Annotated in this window: 10 protein-coding genes and 4 tRNA genes; all 14 read left to right on the forward strand. The window is 59.9% G+C overall.

What is annotated here, in order from left to right:
- The first annotated feature begins 220 nt into the window (after nucleotides 1-220).
- The 14 genes from G3N95_RS18935 (at nucleotide 221) to recQ (ending at nucleotide 16,230) form a co-directional block, all read left to right on the forward strand.
- Nucleotides 221-306: transfer RNA gene (locus tag G3N95_RS18935), tRNA-Tyr, on the forward strand.
- 45 nt (nucleotides 307-351) lie between these two features.
- A tRNA-Gly gene (locus tag G3N95_RS18940) sits at nucleotides 352-425 on the forward strand.
- Between the two features lie 20 nt (nucleotides 426-445).
- Nucleotides 446-520, forward strand: a tRNA-Thr gene (locus G3N95_RS18945).
- A gap of 64 nt (nucleotides 521-584) precedes the next feature.
- Nucleotides 585-1,775 carry an elongation factor Tu gene (tuf, locus tag G3N95_RS18950; protein WP_102645092.1) on the forward strand — a complete coding sequence of 397 codons (1,191 nt, stop codon included), beginning with the start codon at nucleotides 585-587 and terminating at the stop codon, nucleotides 1,773-1,775.
- Between the two features lie 70 nt (nucleotides 1,776-1,845).
- Nucleotides 1,846-1,921, forward strand: a tRNA-Trp gene (locus tag G3N95_RS18955).
- Nucleotides 1,922-1,956: 35 nt separating this feature from the next.
- Nucleotides 1,957-2,337 carry a preprotein translocase subunit SecE gene (secE, locus tag G3N95_RS18960; protein WP_205971630.1) on the forward strand — a complete coding sequence of 127 codons (381 nt, stop codon included), beginning with the start codon at nucleotides 1,957-1,959 and terminating at the stop codon, nucleotides 2,335-2,337.
- Nucleotide 2,338: 1 nt separating this feature from the next.
- Nucleotides 2,339-2,896, forward strand: a complete 558-nt coding sequence (gene nusG, locus G3N95_RS18965; protein ID WP_007578364.1) for a transcription termination/antitermination protein NusG — start codon at nucleotides 2,339-2,341, stop codon at nucleotides 2,894-2,896.
- A gap of 151 nt (nucleotides 2,897-3,047) precedes the next feature.
- Entirely contained in the window at nucleotides 3,048-3,479 is a 432-nt protein-coding gene (gene rplK / locus G3N95_RS18970; protein ID WP_012402205.1) for a 50S ribosomal protein L11, read from the forward strand.
- Nucleotides 3,480-4,178 (forward strand): 50S ribosomal protein L1, encoded by a 699-nt coding sequence (rplA, locus tag G3N95_RS18975; RefSeq protein WP_028371054.1) that lies wholly within the window; start codon nucleotides 3,480-3,482, stop codon nucleotides 4,176-4,178.
- A gap of 304 nt (nucleotides 4,179-4,482) precedes the next feature.
- The gene (gene rplJ, locus G3N95_RS18980; protein WP_205971631.1) at nucleotides 4,483-4,980 is read left to right on the forward strand and encodes a 50S ribosomal protein L10; all 498 of its coding nucleotides are present in this window, start codon (nucleotides 4,483-4,485) and stop codon (nucleotides 4,978-4,980) included.
- A gap of 75 nt (nucleotides 4,981-5,055) precedes the next feature.
- Nucleotides 5,056-5,433, forward strand: a complete 378-nt coding sequence (rplL, locus tag G3N95_RS18985; RefSeq protein ID WP_205971632.1) for a 50S ribosomal protein L7/L12 — start codon at nucleotides 5,056-5,058, stop codon at nucleotides 5,431-5,433.
- 370 nt (nucleotides 5,434-5,803) lie between these two features.
- Nucleotides 5,804-9,910 carry a DNA-directed RNA polymerase subunit beta gene (rpoB, locus tag G3N95_RS18990; protein WP_205971633.1) on the forward strand — a complete coding sequence of 1,369 codons (4,107 nt, stop codon included), beginning with the start codon at nucleotides 5,804-5,806 and terminating at the stop codon, nucleotides 9,908-9,910.
- A gap of 21 nt (nucleotides 9,911-9,931) precedes the next feature.
- Nucleotides 9,932-14,173 carry a DNA-directed RNA polymerase subunit beta' gene (gene rpoC / locus G3N95_RS18995; protein ID WP_205971634.1) on the forward strand — a complete coding sequence of 1,414 codons (4,242 nt, stop codon included), beginning with the start codon at nucleotides 9,932-9,934 and terminating at the stop codon, nucleotides 14,171-14,173.
- Between the two features lie 209 nt (nucleotides 14,174-14,382).
- Nucleotides 14,383-16,230, forward strand: coding sequence for a DNA helicase RecQ (gene recQ / locus G3N95_RS19000; RefSeq protein WP_205971635.1), 1,848 nt, complete (start codon nucleotides 14,383-14,385; stop codon nucleotides 16,228-16,230).
- Nucleotides 16,231-16,285: the final 55 nt, after the last annotated feature.

The following is a 16,285-nucleotide window of genomic DNA, read 5'->3' on the forward strand; positions in this document are numbered from 1 at the left end:
CCCGAACAGGACCGTGAAACGACTCCACGCCGATGATAGTGCGGATTGCCCGTGTGAAAGTAGGTAATCGTCAGGCTCCTTACCCAGTCCAAGACCCCGCCCTCAAAAGCGGGGTCTTGGCGTTTCTAGCTCTCACTATAAGTGAGAGCCTATGGGTTCCGAGCGGTCAAGAAATACTTGACAAGAGTTAATCGCTCCCCCATAATCATCAGTTCTCTACGGAGGGGTGCCCGAGTGGCTAAAGGGGGCAGACTGTAAATCTGTTGGCTTACGCCTACGTTGGTTCGAATCCAACCTCCTCCACCAGATTTCAAAAGCTGTACAGCAGTTGTCGGGAATCGATAGATCCTTGCGGGTGTAGCTCAATGGTAGAGCAGAAGCCTTCCAAGCTTACGACGAGGGTTCGATTCCCTTCACCCGCTCCAGCAAGCAAAGTAGATGTAGCGCCCATGTGGCTCAGTGGTAGAGCACTCCCTTGGTAAGGGAGAGGTCGGCAGTTCGATCCTGCCCATGGGCACCAGCTAGTACCAAGTGATTGTTTGCGCCCGGCGCAACGTACGGAAAAATCCTCTTAGGAGTCGAAAATGGCCAAAGGTAAGTTTGAGCGGACCAAGCCGCACGTGAACGTCGGCACGATCGGTCACGTTGACCACGGCAAGACCACGCTGACGGCAGCGATCACGACGGTGCTGACCGCGAAGTTCGGTGGCGAAGCAAAGGCCTACGACCAGATCGACGCGGCGCCGGAAGAAAAGGCGCGTGGTATCACGATCAACACGGCACACGTCGAGTACGAAACGGCGAACCGCCACTACGCACACGTCGACTGCCCGGGCCACGCTGACTATGTGAAGAACATGATCACGGGCGCGGCGCAGATGGACGGCGCAATCCTGGTGTGCTCGGCTGCTGACGGCCCGATGCCGCAAACGCGTGAGCACATCCTGCTGGCGCGTCAGGTTGGCGTTCCGTACATCATCGTGTTCCTGAACAAGTGCGACATGGTCGACGACGCCGAGCTGCTCGAGCTGGTCGAAATGGAAGTTCGCGAACTCCTGTCGAAGTACGACTTCCCGGGCGACGACACGCCGATCATCAAGGGTTCGGCGAAGCTGGCGCTGGAAGGCGACAAGGGCGAGCTGGGCGAAGTGGCGATCATGAATCTGGCCGACGCGCTGGACACGTACATCCCGACGCCGGAGCGCGCAGTTGACGGCGCGTTCCTGATGCCGGTGGAAGACGTGTTCTCGATCTCGGGTCGTGGCACGGTGGTGACGGGCCGCGTTGAGCGCGGTGTGGTCAAGGTCGGCGAGGAAATCGAAATCGTCGGTATCAAGCCGACGGTGAAGACGACCTGCACGGGCGTGGAAATGTTCCGCAAGCTGCTCGACCAGGGTCAGGCAGGCGACAACGTCGGTATCCTGCTGCGCGGCACGAAGCGTGAAGACGTGGAGCGCGGCCAGGTTCTGGCGAAGCCGGGTTCGATCACGCCGCACACGCACTTCACGGCTGAAGTGTACGTGCTGAGCAAGGACGAAGGCGGCCGTCACACGCCGTTCTTCAACAACTACCGTCCGCAGTTCTACTTCCGTACGACGGACGTGACGGGCTCGATCGAGCTGCCGAAGGACAAGGAAATGGTCATGCCGGGCGACAACGTGTCGATCACGGTGAAGCTGATCGCTCCGATCGCGATGGAAGAAGGTCTGCGCTTCGCAATCCGCGAAGGTGGCCGTACCGTCGGCGCAGGTGTCGTCGCCAAGATCATCGAGTAAGTTTTTGCCAGTCTCGTTGATCGACTAAGTGGTTTCGGGGTTGGCGATGCCGCCAACCCCAAAATGGTTTAGGGGTATAGCTCAACTGGCAGAGCGTCGGTCTCCAAAACCGAAGGTTGGGGGTTCGATTCCCTCTGCCCCTGCCAATTCTCGCGTCGCTTGTGGCGCTCGTTAAGGTGTTATGGCGAATCCTTCCGTCGAAACTGTTAATACTTCCAGCGACAAGCTGATGCTCGTTGCCGGCGTATTGTTGGTCTTGGCCGGGTTCGTGGGGTTCTTCTGGCTGAATGGCCAAGAGTGGTACGTCCGCGGAGCGCCTCTGGCTGTCGGACTGATCGCAGGCGTCGCAGTCGGTCTTCTCTCAGCGCCCGGCAAGGGTTTTATCGCGTTCGCCAAAGATTCGTACAAAGAAGTCCGCAAAGTTGTTTGGCCGACCCGCAAGGAAGCCAGTCAAACGACTCTGGTGGTTTTCGGTTTCGTGCTGATCATGGCGGTGTTCCTCTGGATTTGTGACAAATCCATCGAGTGGGCGATTTTCTCGGCGATTCTGGGTTGGAAATGATATGAGTGATATTCCGGCATCCCCGAGCGGAAAACGTTGGTACGTGGTGCACGCCTACTCCGGTATGGAGAAGAGCGTGCAACGCGCGCTTCAAGAGCGCATCGAACGTGCTGGCATGCAGGACAAGTTTGGTCAGATTCTGGTTCCGACCGAAGAAGTGGTTGAAGTGAAAGGCGGTCACAAGTCCGTGACCGAGCGTCGTTTCTTCCCAGGCTATGTGCTCGTCGAGATGGAAATGACGGACGAAACGTGGCACCTCGTGAAGAACACGGCCAAGGTGACGGGTTTCGTGGGCGGTGCGCGCAATCGTCCGAGTCCGATTTCCCCGCGGGAAGTAGAAAAGATCATGTCGCAGATGCAGGAAGGCGTTGAGAAGCCGCGTCCGAAGACCCTGTTCGAAGTCGGCGAGATGGTGCGTGTGAAGGACGGTCCGTTCACTGACTTCAACGGCAGCGTCGAAGAAGTGAACTACGAAAAGTCGCGTGTTCGTGTCTCCGTGACGATTTTTGGTCGCGCGACGCCGGTCGAATTGGAATTCGGCCAGGTCGAGAAGCTGTAATTCAGGTTTTTGCGGATCGCGCCAGACGGCGCGATCCGTCTTTCGCGCTTACGGTCCGCGTAATGGCCGTTGAGGAGCGTCGGTAGTCGAAGTTCGACGAAGGCGCGCTACTACTCACCGAACGCAGCTGCGTTCCAAAGAGGTTTTCAACATGGCAAAGAAAATCATCGGCTTTATCAAGCTGCAGATTCCTGCAGGTAAAGCCAATCCGTCGCCGCCGGTTGGTCCGGCACTGGGTCAGCGCGGCCTGAACATCATGGAGTTCTGCAAGGCGTTCAACGCGCAGACTCAAGCACTGGAACCGGGTCTGCCGATTCCCGTCGTCATCACGGCTTTCGCGGACAAGAGCTTCACGTTCGTCCTGAAGACGCCGCCGGCAACCGTGCTGATCAAGAAGGCAGCGAAGATCGACAAGGGTTCGAGCAAGCCGCATACCGACAAGGTCGGCAAGATCACGCGTGCTCAAGCTGAAGAAATTGCCAAGACCAAGATGCCTGACCTCACGGCAGCTGATCTGGACGCAGCGGTCCGTACGATCGCTGGTAGCGCCCGCTCGATGGGCATCACCGTGGAGGGCGTGTAAATGGCTAAGCTTTCGAAGCGTCTGCAAGCATTTGCAAACAAAGTCGATCGTCAAAAGCTGTATGCGATCGAAGAAGCGCTGTCGCTCGTGAAGGAATGCGCAAGCGCGAAGTTCGACGAGTCGATCGACGTCGCAGTGCAACTCGGCATCGACGCGAAGAAGTCGGACCAAGTGGTTCGTGGCTCCGTCGTTCTGCCCGCTGGTACGGGTAAGTCGGTTCGCGTCGCAGTGTTCGCGCAAGGCGAGAAGGCCGAGCAAGCTCGTGCAGCCGGCGCGGAAATCGTCGGTATGGAAGACCTGGCTGAGCAGGTCAAGGCCGGTAACCTGAACTTCGACGTCGTGATCGCTTCGCCGGACACGATGCGCGTCGTCGGTACGCTCGGTCAGATCCTCGGTCCGCGTGGCCTGATGCCGAACCCGAAGGTCGGCACGGTTACGCCGGACGTCGCGACAGCAGTGAAGAACGCCAAGGCTGGTCAGGTCCAGTTCCGTGTCGACAAGGCCGGTATCATCCACGCAACGATCGGTCGCGCATCGTTCGAGCCGACGGCTCTGCGTTCGAACTTGAACGCTCTGGTCGAAGCGCTGCAAAAGGCGAAGCCGGCAACGAGCAAGGGCGTGTACCTGCGCAAGATCGCACTGTCGAGCACGATGGGTGTCGGCGTGCGTGTCGACCAGGCAACGCTCGCGGCACAGTAAAAGTTTTAACTGCCTCGGTCGAAAAGCCGGGGCGGATTTTAAGGGCTTTGGGCGGTCGCAACATTGCAGTCTGGATGGAGCGACCGGTTGTCAAAGACCGTTGGCGGGAACGCAGCAGTCAGGCGTTGCCTTAATTCAAGCCAACGCAGATGGCGAACCCGAAAAGGTTTTGAAGTGATGAAGCTGTTTGATCCCCGCAGCGATGCGGACTTCGGATGGTTGAAATACTCCTGACTGGTCGGACGCCGTTGTTGAACGCGACGCACAAAGTGCATACCTAGTGCGTCGAATCTGGAGGTTAACCGTGCCACTGAACAAAGAAAGTAAGCAGGCCGTCGTAGCTGAGGTTTCCGCGCAAGTCGCGAAAGCTCAGACCGTGGTTCTGGCTGAGTATCGTGGGATCACGGTTGGCGATCTGACCAAGCTGCGCGCGAAAGCGCGCGAGCAACAGGTGTATCTGCGCGTGTTGAAGAACACGCTGGCGCGTCGCGCTGTCGAAGGTACCCCGTTTGCTCCGCTGGCTGAGCAGATGACTGGTCCGCTGATCTACGGCATCTCGGAAGATGCAATTGCCGCTGCTAAGGTCGTCAACGACTTCAGCAAGAGCAATGACAAGTTGGTCATCAAGGCTGGTTCCTACGAAGGCAAGGTGATGGACAAGGCAGGCGTGCAAGCGCTGGCCAACATCCCGAGCCGCGAAGAGCTGCTCTCCAAGCTGTTGTTCGTCATGCAAGCGCCTGTTTCTGGCTTTGCGCGCGCTCTGGCCGCGCTGGCAGAAAAGAAGCAAGGCGAAGCTGCGTAAGCAGCGCATCGACGCACTTCAGTCGGGCGTAATTGATCGCTGGCTGTATCCGAATTCAATTTAGGAGTATTTCAAATGGCAATCGCAAAAGAAGACATCCTCGAAGCCGTAGGCTCGATGTCGGTTCTGGAACTGAACGAACTCGTTAAGGCGTTCGAAGAAAAGTTTGGCGTGTCGGCTGCTGCTGTTGCAGTTGCTGGCCCCGCAGGTGCAGGCGGCGGCGCTGCTGCAGCTGAAGAGCAAACCGAATTCACGGTTATCCTGACCGAAACGGGCGCAAACAAGGTTTCCGTGATTAAGGCAGTTCGTGAACTGACGGGTCTCGGCCTGAAGGAAGCGAAGGACCTGGTCGACGGTGCACCGAAGCCTGTTAAGGAAGCGGTACCGAAGGCTGCAGCTGAAGAAGCCAAGAAGAAGCTGGAAGAAGCCGGCGCGAAGGCTGAAATCAAGTAAGTTTCAGCGCGCTGTGCGAAGGCTGGCGGTTTTCACACCGCCGGCCTTTTTGTGCTTTGTGGGAACGACGTTTTTGCTCGCTTGCATCGGCAAAAATGTCCACCCAGAAGCCAAAGAAAATCGTCGTTCGGCAAGTTCGACTGGCGCTTCTCTTTGTCTTCTGAAGCGACTGCAGAAGGCAAGTTTGGTCGGGTAGCGGGCAACACAGGCATCCGCTGCCGTCAGCCAGCGGTTGGTAGCGGCCAACCACCAAGCTTCAAGGCTCGTTCAGGCCGTAGGACGGCCAACGGGTCTCAGTCGGTGAACACTCGGGTTGTCACATCAAGGTATCCCGCCTCGACAACAATGCCCGCCGTGATTCGGAGATCGTATGCAATATTCCTTCACCGAGAAGAAGCGCATTCGCAAGAGTTTCGCGAAGCGCCCCATCGTTCACCAAGTACCTTTCCTGCTGGCTACCCAGCTTGAATCATTCAGCACGTTTCTGCAAGCAGAAGTGCCAACGGCGCAGCGCAAACCGGAAGGTCTGCAGGCTGCGTTCACGTCAGTTTTCCCCATTGTTTCGCACAACGGTTTCGCTCGTCTCGAGTTCGTCAGCTACATGCTGTCGCCGCCGGCATTCAACATCAAGGAATGTCAGCAGCGCGGTCTGACTTACTGTTCGGCGCTGCGTGCCAAGGTGCGTCTGGTTCTGCTCGACAAAGAATCGCCGAGCAAGCCCGTCGTCAAGGAAGTGAAGGAGCAGGAAGTCTACATGGGCGAAATTCCGCTCATGACGCCGACTGGCTCGTTCGTCATCAACGGCACGGAACGTGTGATCGTGTCGCAGCTGCACCGTTCGCCCGGCGTGTTCTTCGAGCACGACAAGGGCAAGACGCACAGCTCCGGCAAGCTGCTGTTCTCGGCACGTATCATTCCTTACCGCGGCTCGTGGCTCGACTTCGAATTCGACCCGAAGGACGTTCTGTACTTCCGCGTCGACCGTCGTCGCAAGATGCCCGTCACGATCCTGCTAAAGGCGATTGGCCTGACGCCGGAACAAATCCTCGCGAACTTCTTCGTGTTCGACAACTTCACGCTGATGCCGGAAGGCGCGCAGATGGAGTTCGTGCCGGAGCGTCTGCGCGGTGAAGTCGCGCGCTTTGACATCACAGACCGTGACGGCAAGGTCATCGTCCAGAAGGACAAGCGTATCAACGCGAAGCACATTCGCGACCTCGAGAACGCGAAGACGAAATACATTTCGGTCCCCGAAGACTATCTGCTCGGCCGCGTGCTCGCGAAGAACGTTGTCGACGGCGATACGGGCGAAGTGATCGCGAACGCGAACGACGAAGTCACCGAAAGCGTGCTCGACAAGCTGCGCGAAGCGAAGATCAAGGACATCCAGACGCTCTACACGAACGATCTGGACCAAGGTCCGTACATCTCGTCGACGCTGCGTATCGATGAAACGGCTGACAAGATGGCCGCGCGCATCGCGATCTACCGCATGATGCGTCCGGGCGAACCGCCGACGGAAGAAGCCGTCGAGGCGCTGTTCAACCGTCTGTTCTACAGCGAAGAAGCGTACGACCTGTCGAAGGTGGGTCGTATGAAGTTCAACCGCCGCGTCGGCCGTGACGAAATCGTCGGCCCGATGACGCTGCAGGACGACGACATCCTCGCGACGATCAAGATCCTGGTCGAACTGCGCAACGGCAAGGGCGAAGTGGACGACATCGACCACCTCGGCAACCGTCGCGTGCGTTGCGTCGGCGAACTGGCGGAGAACCAGTTCCGCGCCGGTCTCGTGCGTGTCGAACGTGCTGTGAAGGAACGCCTCGGCCAGGCCGAAAGCGAAAACCTGATGCCGCACGACCTGATCAACTCGAAGCCGATTTCGTCGGCGATTCGCGAGTTCTTCGGTTCGTCGCAGCTGTCGCAGTTCATGGACCAGACCAACCCGCTGTCGGAAATCACCCACAAGCGCCGCGTGTCGGCACTTGGCCCGGGTGGTCTGACGCGTGAGCGCGCTGGCTTTGAAGTCCGCGACGTGCACCCGACGCACTATGGCCGTGTGTGCCCGATCGAAACGCCGGAAGGTCCGAACATCGGTCTGATCAACTCGCTGGCTCTGTATGCGCACCTGAACGAATACGGCTTTCTCGAAACGCCGTATCGCAAGGTGACGGACGGCAAGGTCACGGACCAGATCGACTACCTGTCGGCAATCGAAGAAGGCCGTTACGTGATCGCTCAGGCGAACGCGGCAGTGGCTGGAGACGGCACGCTGACCGACGAACTCGTGTCGTCGCGTGAAGCGGGCGAAACGCTGATGGTCACGCCGGACCGCATCCAGTACATGGACGTGGCGCCGTCGCAGATCGTGTCGGTGGCAGCATCGCTGATTCCGTTCCTCGAGCACGACGACGCGAACCGTGCACTGATGGGCTCGAACATGCAGCGTCAGGCTGTGCCGTGTCTGCGTCCGGAAAAGCCGGTCGTCGGTACGGGCATCGAGCGTACGGTGGCAGTCGACTCGGGTACGACCGTGCAGGCACTGCGCGGCGGTGTGGTCGATTACGTCGACGCGGGCCGTATCGTGATTCGCGTGAACGACGATGAAGCGGTTGCCGGTGACGTCGGTGTCGACATCTACAACCTGATCAAGTACACGCGTTCGAACCAGAACACGAACATCAACCAGCGTCCGATCGCGAAGGTCGGCGACAAGGTTGCGCGCGGCGACGTGCTGGCTGACGGCGCTTCGACGGACCTCGGCGAACTGGCACTTGGCCAGAACATGCTGGTCGCGTTCATGCCATGGAACGGCTACAACTTCGAAGACTCGATCCTGATCTCGGAAAAGGTCGTTGCGGACGATCGTTACACGTCGATCCACATCGAAGAACTGAACGTCGTCGCTCGCGACACGAAGCTCGGACCGGAAGAAATCACGCGCGACATTTCGAACCTCGCTGAAGTGCAGCTTGGCCGTCTCGACGAGTCGGGCATCGTGTACATCGGCGCGGAAGTCGAAGCAGGCGACGTGCTGGTCGGCAAGGTCACGCCGAAGGGCGAAACCCAGCTGACGCCGGAAGAAAAGCTGCTGCGCGCGATCTTCGGCGAAAAAGCGTCGGACGTGAAGGACACGTCGCTGCGCGTGCCGTCGGGCATGAGCGGCACGGTCATCGACGTGCAGGTGTTCACGCGTGAAGGCATCCAGCGCGACAAGCGTGCGCAACAGATCATCGACGACGAACTGAAGCGCTATCGCCTCGACCTGAACGACCAGCTGCGTATCGTGGAAGGCGACGCGTTCCAGCGTCTGGCACGCATGCTCGAAGGCAAGGTTGCGAACGGCGGTCCGAAGAAGCTCGCGAAGGGCACGAAGATCGAACGCGCTTACCTGGAAGATCTCGATCACTACCACTGGTTCGACATCCGCCTCGCGGACGAAGAAGCAGCGGCGCAGCTCGAAGCCATCAAGGATTCGATCGAACAGAAGCGTCATCAGTTCGACCTCGCGTTCGAAGAGAAGCGCAAGAAGCTCACGCAAGGCGACGAACTGCCGCCGGGCGTGCTGAAGATGGTCAAGGTGTACCTGGCAGTCAAGCGCCGCCTGCAGCCTGGCGACAAGATGGCAGGCCGTCACGGTAACAAGGGTGTGGTGTCGAAGATCGTTCCGATCGAAGACATGCCGTACATGGCCGATGGCCGTCCTGCAGACGTCGTGCTGAACCCGCTCGGCGTTCCGTCACGGATGAACGTGGGTCAGGTTCTCGAAGTGCATCTGGGCTGGGCAGCGAAGGGTCTCGGCTGGCGTATCGGCGAAATGCTGCAGCGTCAGGCGAAGATCGAAGAAGTTCGCAAGTTCCTGACCAAGATCTACAACGAGTCGGGCCGCGCGGAAGAGCTGGAAAGCTTCTCCGACGACGAAATCATCGAACTGGCGAAGAACCTGCGCGAAGGCGTGCCGTTCGCAACGCCGGTGTTCGATGGTGCGACGGAAGAAGAAATGTCCAGCATGCTGGATCTCGCCTTCCCGGACGACATCGCGCAGAACCTCGGCATGACGAAGTCGAAGAACCAGGTGCGTCTGTACGACGGTCGCACGGGTGAAGGCTTCGAACGTACGGTGACGGTCGGCTACATGCACTACCTGAAGCTGCACCACCTGGTCGACGACAAGATGCACGCACGTTCGACGGGTCCGTACTCGCTGGTCACGCAGCAGCCGCTGGGTGGTAAGGCGCAGTTCGGTGGTCAGCGCTTCGGTGAAATGGAAGTGTGGGCGCTCGAAGCGTACGGCGCATCGTACGTGCTGCAGGAAATGTTGACGGTCAAGTCGGACGACGTGACAGGCCGGACCAAGGTTTACGAGAACCTGGTCAAGGGCGATCACGTCATCGACGCGGGCATGCCGGAATCCTTCAACGTGTTGGTGAAGGAAATCCGCTCGCTCGGTATCGACATCGACCTCGACCGCAACTAATCGGACTACGGAGAGAAAGCAATGAAAGCTCTGCTCGATCTATTCAAGCAAGTCCAACAGGAAGAAGTTTTCGACGCGATCAAGATCGGTCTGGCCTCGCCGGACAAGATCCGTTCGTGGTCGTTCGGCGAAGTCAAGAAGCCGGAAACGATCAACTACCGCACGTTCAAGCCGGAGCGGGATGGTCTGTTCTGCGCGAAGATTTTTGGTCCGATCAAGGACTACGAATGCCTTTGCGGCAAGTACAAGCGCCTGAAGCACCGTGGCGTGATCTGCGAGAAGTGCGGCGTCGAAGTGACGCTCGCGAAGGTGCGTCGCGAGCGCATGGGCCACATCGAACTGGCCTCGCCTGTCGCGCATATCTGGTTCCTGAAGTCGCTGCCGTCGCGTCTGGGCATGGTGCTCGACATGACGCTGCGCGACATCGAGCGCGTGCTGTACTTCGAAGCATATGTGGTGATCGATCCGGGCATGACGCCGCTGAAGGCGCGTCAGATCATGACGGAAGAGGATTACTACAATAAGGTCGAAGAGTACGGTGACGAATTCCGCGCTGAAATGGGCGCGGAAGGCGTGCGCGAACTGCTGCGCGCGATCAACATCGACGAACAGGTCGAAACGCTGCGTTCGGAGCTGAAGAACACCGGTTCGGAAGCGAAGATCAAGAAGTACGCTAAGCGTCTGAAGGTGCTTGAGGCCTTCCAGCGTTCGGGTATCAAGCCCGAGTGGATGATTCTCGAAGTGCTGCCCGTGCTGCCGCCGGAACTGCGTCCGCTGGTTCCGCTGGACGGCGGCCGCTTCGCGACCTCGGACCTGAACGACCTGTATCGCCGCGTGATCAACCGTAACAACCGGTTGAAGCGTCTGCTCGAACTGAAGGCGCCTGAAATCATCGTCCGCAACGAAAAGCGGATGCTGCAGGAAGCCGTCGATTCGCTGCTGGACAACGGCCGTCGTGGCAAGGCGATGACGGGCGCGAACAAGCGTCCGCTGAAGTCGCTCGCCGACATGATCAAGGGTAAGGGCGGCCGCTTCCGTCAGAACCTGCTGGGCAAGCGCGTCGACTACTCGGGCCGTTCGGTCATCGTGGTCGGCCCGACGCTGAAGCTGCACCAGTGCGGTCTGCCGAAGCTGATGGCGCTCGAACTGTTCAAGCCGTTCATCTTCAACAAGCTGGAAGTGATGGGCGTCGCGACGACCATCAAGGCTGCGAAGAAGGAAGTCGAGAACCAGACGCCGGTGGTGTGGGACATTCTCGAAGAAGTTATTCGCGAACATCCGGTCATGCTGAACCGTGCGCCGACGCTGCACCGTCTTGGCATTCAGGCTTTCGAGCCGGTGCTGATCGAAGGTAAGGCAATCCAGCTGCACCCGCTCGTTTGCGCGGCGTTCAACGCCGACTTCGACGGTGACCAGATGGCTGTTCACGTTCCGCTGTCGCTCGAAGCGCAGATGGAAGCGCGCACGCTGATGCTGGCGTCGAACAACGTGCTGTTTCCGGCTAACGGCGATCCGTCGATCGTGCCGTCGCAGGATATCGTGCTCGGCCTGTACTACGCGACGCGTGAAGCGATCAACGGCAAGGGCGAAGGCATGACCTTCACGGGCGTGTCGGAAGCACTGCGCGCCTATGAGAACAAGGAAGTCGAGCTGGCCTCGCGCGTCAACGTGCGGATCACGGAAATGGTCCACAACGAAGACACGTCGGAAGGCGCGCCGAAGTTCGTGCCGAAGATCTCGCTGTACGCGACCACGGTCGGCCGCGCGATCCTGTCGGAAATTCTGCCGCCGGGTCTGCCGTTCACGGTGCTGAACAAGCCGCTGAAGAAGAAGGAAATTTCGCGTCTGATCAACACGGCGTTCCGCAAGTGCGGTCTGCGCGAAACGGTGATCTTCGCTGACCAGCTGATGCAGTCGGGCTTCCGCCTGGCAACGCGCGCCGGTATCTCCATCTGCGTCGACGACATGCTCGTGCCGCCGCAGAAGGAAACGATCGTCGGCGACGCGGCGAAGAAGGTGAAGGAATACGACCGTCAGTACATGTCGGGTCTCGTCACCGCGCAGGAACGCTACAACAACGTGGTCGACATCTGGTCGGCAACGTCGGAAGCGGTCGGCAAGGCGATGATGGAACAGCTCGCTACGGAGCCGGTGGTCGATCGCGACGGTAATGAAACGCGTCAGGAATCGTTCAACTCGATCTACATGATGGCCGACTCGGGCGCGCGGGGTTCCGCGGTCCAGATCCGTCAGCTGGCGGGGATGCGCGGCCTGATGGCGAAGCCGGACGGCTCGATTATTGAAACGCCGATTACCGCGAACTTCCGCGAAGGTCTGAACGTGTTGCAGTACTTCATCTCGACCCACGGTGCACGTAAGGGTCTGGCTGATACGGCACTGAAGACGGCAAACTCGGGTTACCTGACGCGTCGTCTCGTCGACGTCACGCAGGATCTCGTGGTGGTCGAGGACGATTGCGGCACGTCGAACGGCGTGGCGATGAAGGCCCTCGTGGAAGGCGGTGAAGTCGTCGAAGCGCTGCGCGACCGTATTCTCGGCCGTGTCGCGGTGGCGGACGTCGTCAATCCGGAAACGCAGGAAACGCTCTACGAAGCGGGCTCGCTGCTCGACGAAGATTCGGTCGAAGAGATCGAGCGTCTGGGCATCGACGAAGTGCGCGTGCGTACGCCGCTTACCTGCGAAACGCGTTACGGTCTGTGCGCGGCATGTTATGGCCGCGACCTGGGCCGCGGCTCGCTGGTGAACGTCGGTGAAGCTGTCGGCGTGATCGCTGCACAGTCGATCGGTGAGCCGGGCACGCAGCTGACCATGCGTACGTTCCACATTGGTGGTGCGGCATCGCGTGCGGCAGTGGCGTCGTCGGTCGAGGCGAAGTCGAACGGTACGGTGCGTTTCACGGCGACGATGCGTTACGTCACGAATGCGAAGGGCGAGCAGATCGTCATCTCGCGTTCGGGCGAAGCGCTCATCACCGACGATCACGGCCGCGAGCGCGAGCGTCACAAGGTGCCGTACGGCGCGACGCTGCTGCAACTCGACGGCGCGCAGATCAAGGCAGGCACGCAGCTGGCCACGTGGGATCCGCTGACGCGTCCGATCATCACCGAGTGGGGCGGTACGGTGAAGTTCGAAAACGTCGAGGAAGGCGTAACGGTCGCAAAGCAGATCGACGACGTGACGGGTCTTTCGACGCTGGTCGTGATCGACGTGAAGCGTCGCGGTTCGCAAGCCTCGAAGAGCGTGCGTCCGCAGGTGAAGCTGCTCGACGCGAACGGCGAAGAAGTCAAGATCCCGAACTCGGAGCACTCGGTTCAGATCGGCTTCCAGGTCGGCGCTCTGATCACCGTGAAGGACGGTCAGCAGGTTCAGGTGGGTGAAGTGCTCGCACGTATCCCGACTGAAGCGCAGAAGACGCGTGACATTACGGGTGGTCTGCCGCGTGTGGCGGAACTGTTCGAAGCACGTTCGCCGAAGGACGCAGGTATCCTGGCGGAAGTCACGGGTACGACGTCGTTCGGTAAGGACACGAAGGGCAAGCAGCGTCTCGTTATCACGGACCTCGAGGGCAACCAGCACGAGTTCCTGATCGCGAAGGAAAAGCAGGTTCTGGTCCACGATGGTCAGGTCGTCAACAAGGGCGAAATGATCGTGGACGGACCGGCCGATCCGCACGACATCCTGCGTCTGCAGGGTATCGAAGCGCTGTCGCGTTACATCGTGGACGAAGTGCAGGACGTGTACCGTCTGCAAGGCGTGAAGATCAACGACAAGCACATCGAAGTGATCGTGCGTCAGATGCTGCGTCGTGTGCAGATCTCGGACAACGGCGATACGCGCTTCATCCCGGGCGAACAGGTCGAGCGGTCGGACATGCTCGACGAGAACGACCGTATGAACGCGGAAGACAAGCGTCCGGCAACGTACGAGAACATCCTGCTGGGTATTACGAAGGCGTCGCTGTCGACGGATTCGTTCATCTCGGCGGCATCGTTCCAGGAAACGACGCGCGTGCTGACGGAAGCCGCGATCATGGGCAAGCGCGACGATCTGCGTGGCCTGAAGGAAAACGTGATTGTGGGCCGTCTGATTCCGGCCGGTACGGGTCTCGCGTTCCACAAGGCGCGCAAGACCAAGGAAATGGCGGATCGCGAGCGTTTCGACCAGATCGCTGCCGAAGAGGCTTTCGAGTTCGGTACGCCGGAAAGCCCGGCCGCCGAGCAAACGCCGCACACCAACGAGTAAGCGGGCTGGCGGCGTAAGCTGTCATCTGCACCTACGTTGGCAAAGCCGCCCGGTTTCGACCGGGCGGTTTTTTTTCGTCTCACGTTTTCTGATGCCATCTGCACTCTGCCGAATGGCTAGTTGCGCGACAAACACCAGGCGAAACGCGATTGGGTTGGTAAAATTCGACTCACCCGTTCCCGCGCTCTTCTCTCTTCTCTCGCTCCTTCATGTCCCGTCCGCTCCAGATCCTCAACGAAGTTTTCGGTTATCCCGCGTTTCGAGGGCAGCAGGGCGAAATCGTCGAACACGTTTCGGCGGGCGGCGACTGTCTGGTGCTGATGCCGACGGGCGGCGGCAAGTCGCTGTGCTATCAGATTCCATCGCTGGTGCGGCGCGAGGCGGGCCTGGGCGCTGGCATCGTCGTGTCGCCGCTGATTGCGCTGATGCAGGATCAGGTGGCGGCGCTGACGGAAGTCGGTGTGCGCGCTGCGTACCTGAATTCGACGCTGTCGGGGGCCGAAGCCGCTGCGACGGAACGCGCATTGCGCGAGGGCGAAATCGATCTGCTGTATGTCGCGCCCGAGCGTTTGATGACGCCGCGCTTTCTCGATCTGCTCGAGCGCGCGCGCATTGGCCTCTTCGCGATCGACGAAGCGCATTGCGTGTCCCAATGGGGGCACGACTTCCGGCCCGAGTACATTCAGCTTTCCGTCCTTCACGAGCGCTTTCCCTCGGTGCCACGCATCGCGCTCACTGCGACCGCCGACGCGATCACGCGCGACGAGATCATTCATCGGCTCGCACTCGATGACGCACGCGTGTTCGTGTCGAGCTTTGATCGGCCGAACATTCGCTATCGGATCGTCGAAAAGGACAATGCGCGCTCGCAGTTGCTCGACTTCATCCGCGCAGAGCACTCACGTCCCGACGGCACGACCGACGCCGGCGTCGTGTATTGCCTGTCGCGCCGCAAGGTCGAAGAGACGGCAGAGTGGCTCAAGACGCAGGGCGTGCGTGCGCTGCCGTATCACGCGGGAATGGAATTCGAGGTTCGTCAGAAGCATCAGGAGATGTTCCAGCGCGAAGAAGGCATCGTGATGTGCGCAACGATCGCGTTCGGCATGGGTATCGATAAACCAGACGTGCGTTTCGTCGCGCATCTTGATTTACCGAAGAGCGTCGAGGGCTACTACCAGGAGACGGGGCGCGCCGGCCGTGACGGTTTGCCGGCCAACGCGTGGATGACCTACGGCCTCGGCGACGTCGTGCAGCAGCGCAAGATGATCGACGAATCCGAGGCCGACGATGCACACAAGCGCGTGCAGACAGGCAAGCTCGATGCGCTGCTGGGCTTGTGCGAAACGGCGACGTGCCGGCGCGTGCGGCTGCTCGCCTATTTCGGCGAAGAAGGGAAGCCCTGCGGCAACTGCGATACGTGTCTCGAGCCCCCGGCATCGTGGGACGCGACGCGCGAATCGCAAATGGCGCTGTCGTGCGTATTCCGGGCGCAGCGTGCGAGCGGGTTCAACTTTGGCGCCGGGCACCTGATCGACATTCTTCGCGGCAATCGCACGGAGAAAATTCTGCAGCGCGGTCACGAGAAGCTGAGCACGTTCGGAATCGGTGCGGCGTTGTCCGAACACGAGTGGCGCGCCGTGTTTCGCCAGTTGGTGGCATTCGGATTTCTCACAGTCGATCACGAAGGCTTCGGCTCGCTCGTGCTGACGGAGACGAGCAAGCCTGTGCTCAAGGGTGAACAGACTGTGACCATGCGCCGTTACGTGAAGCCCGTGCGGACGCGGCAGTCGTCAGGCCGCACGAGCGAGCGCGCCGATCCGACCGCGGGCATGAACGCGCGCGAGCGGGCACGCTGGGATCGGCTGCGCACGTGGCGCACCGAGACCGCGAAAAGCGACGGCGTGCCGGCCTATGTCATCTTCCACGACGCGACGCTCGCCGAAATCGCGCGGAATTGTCCCGAATCGCTCGACGATTTGCGGCACATTCCGGGCATGGGCGCGCGCAAGCTCGACCGTTTCGGCGACGAACTGCTCGAAGTCGTCGCCGCGGATTGACCTTCGATGCCTCGCCGAGCCTTTCAGATCGACGCAACCTGTTGACTCGCTTAGG

The sequence above is a fragment of the Paraburkholderia sp. Tr-20389 genome (assembly GCF_017104565.1).
Classification (GTDB): domain Bacteria; phylum Pseudomonadota; class Gammaproteobacteria; order Burkholderiales; family Burkholderiaceae; genus Paraburkholderia.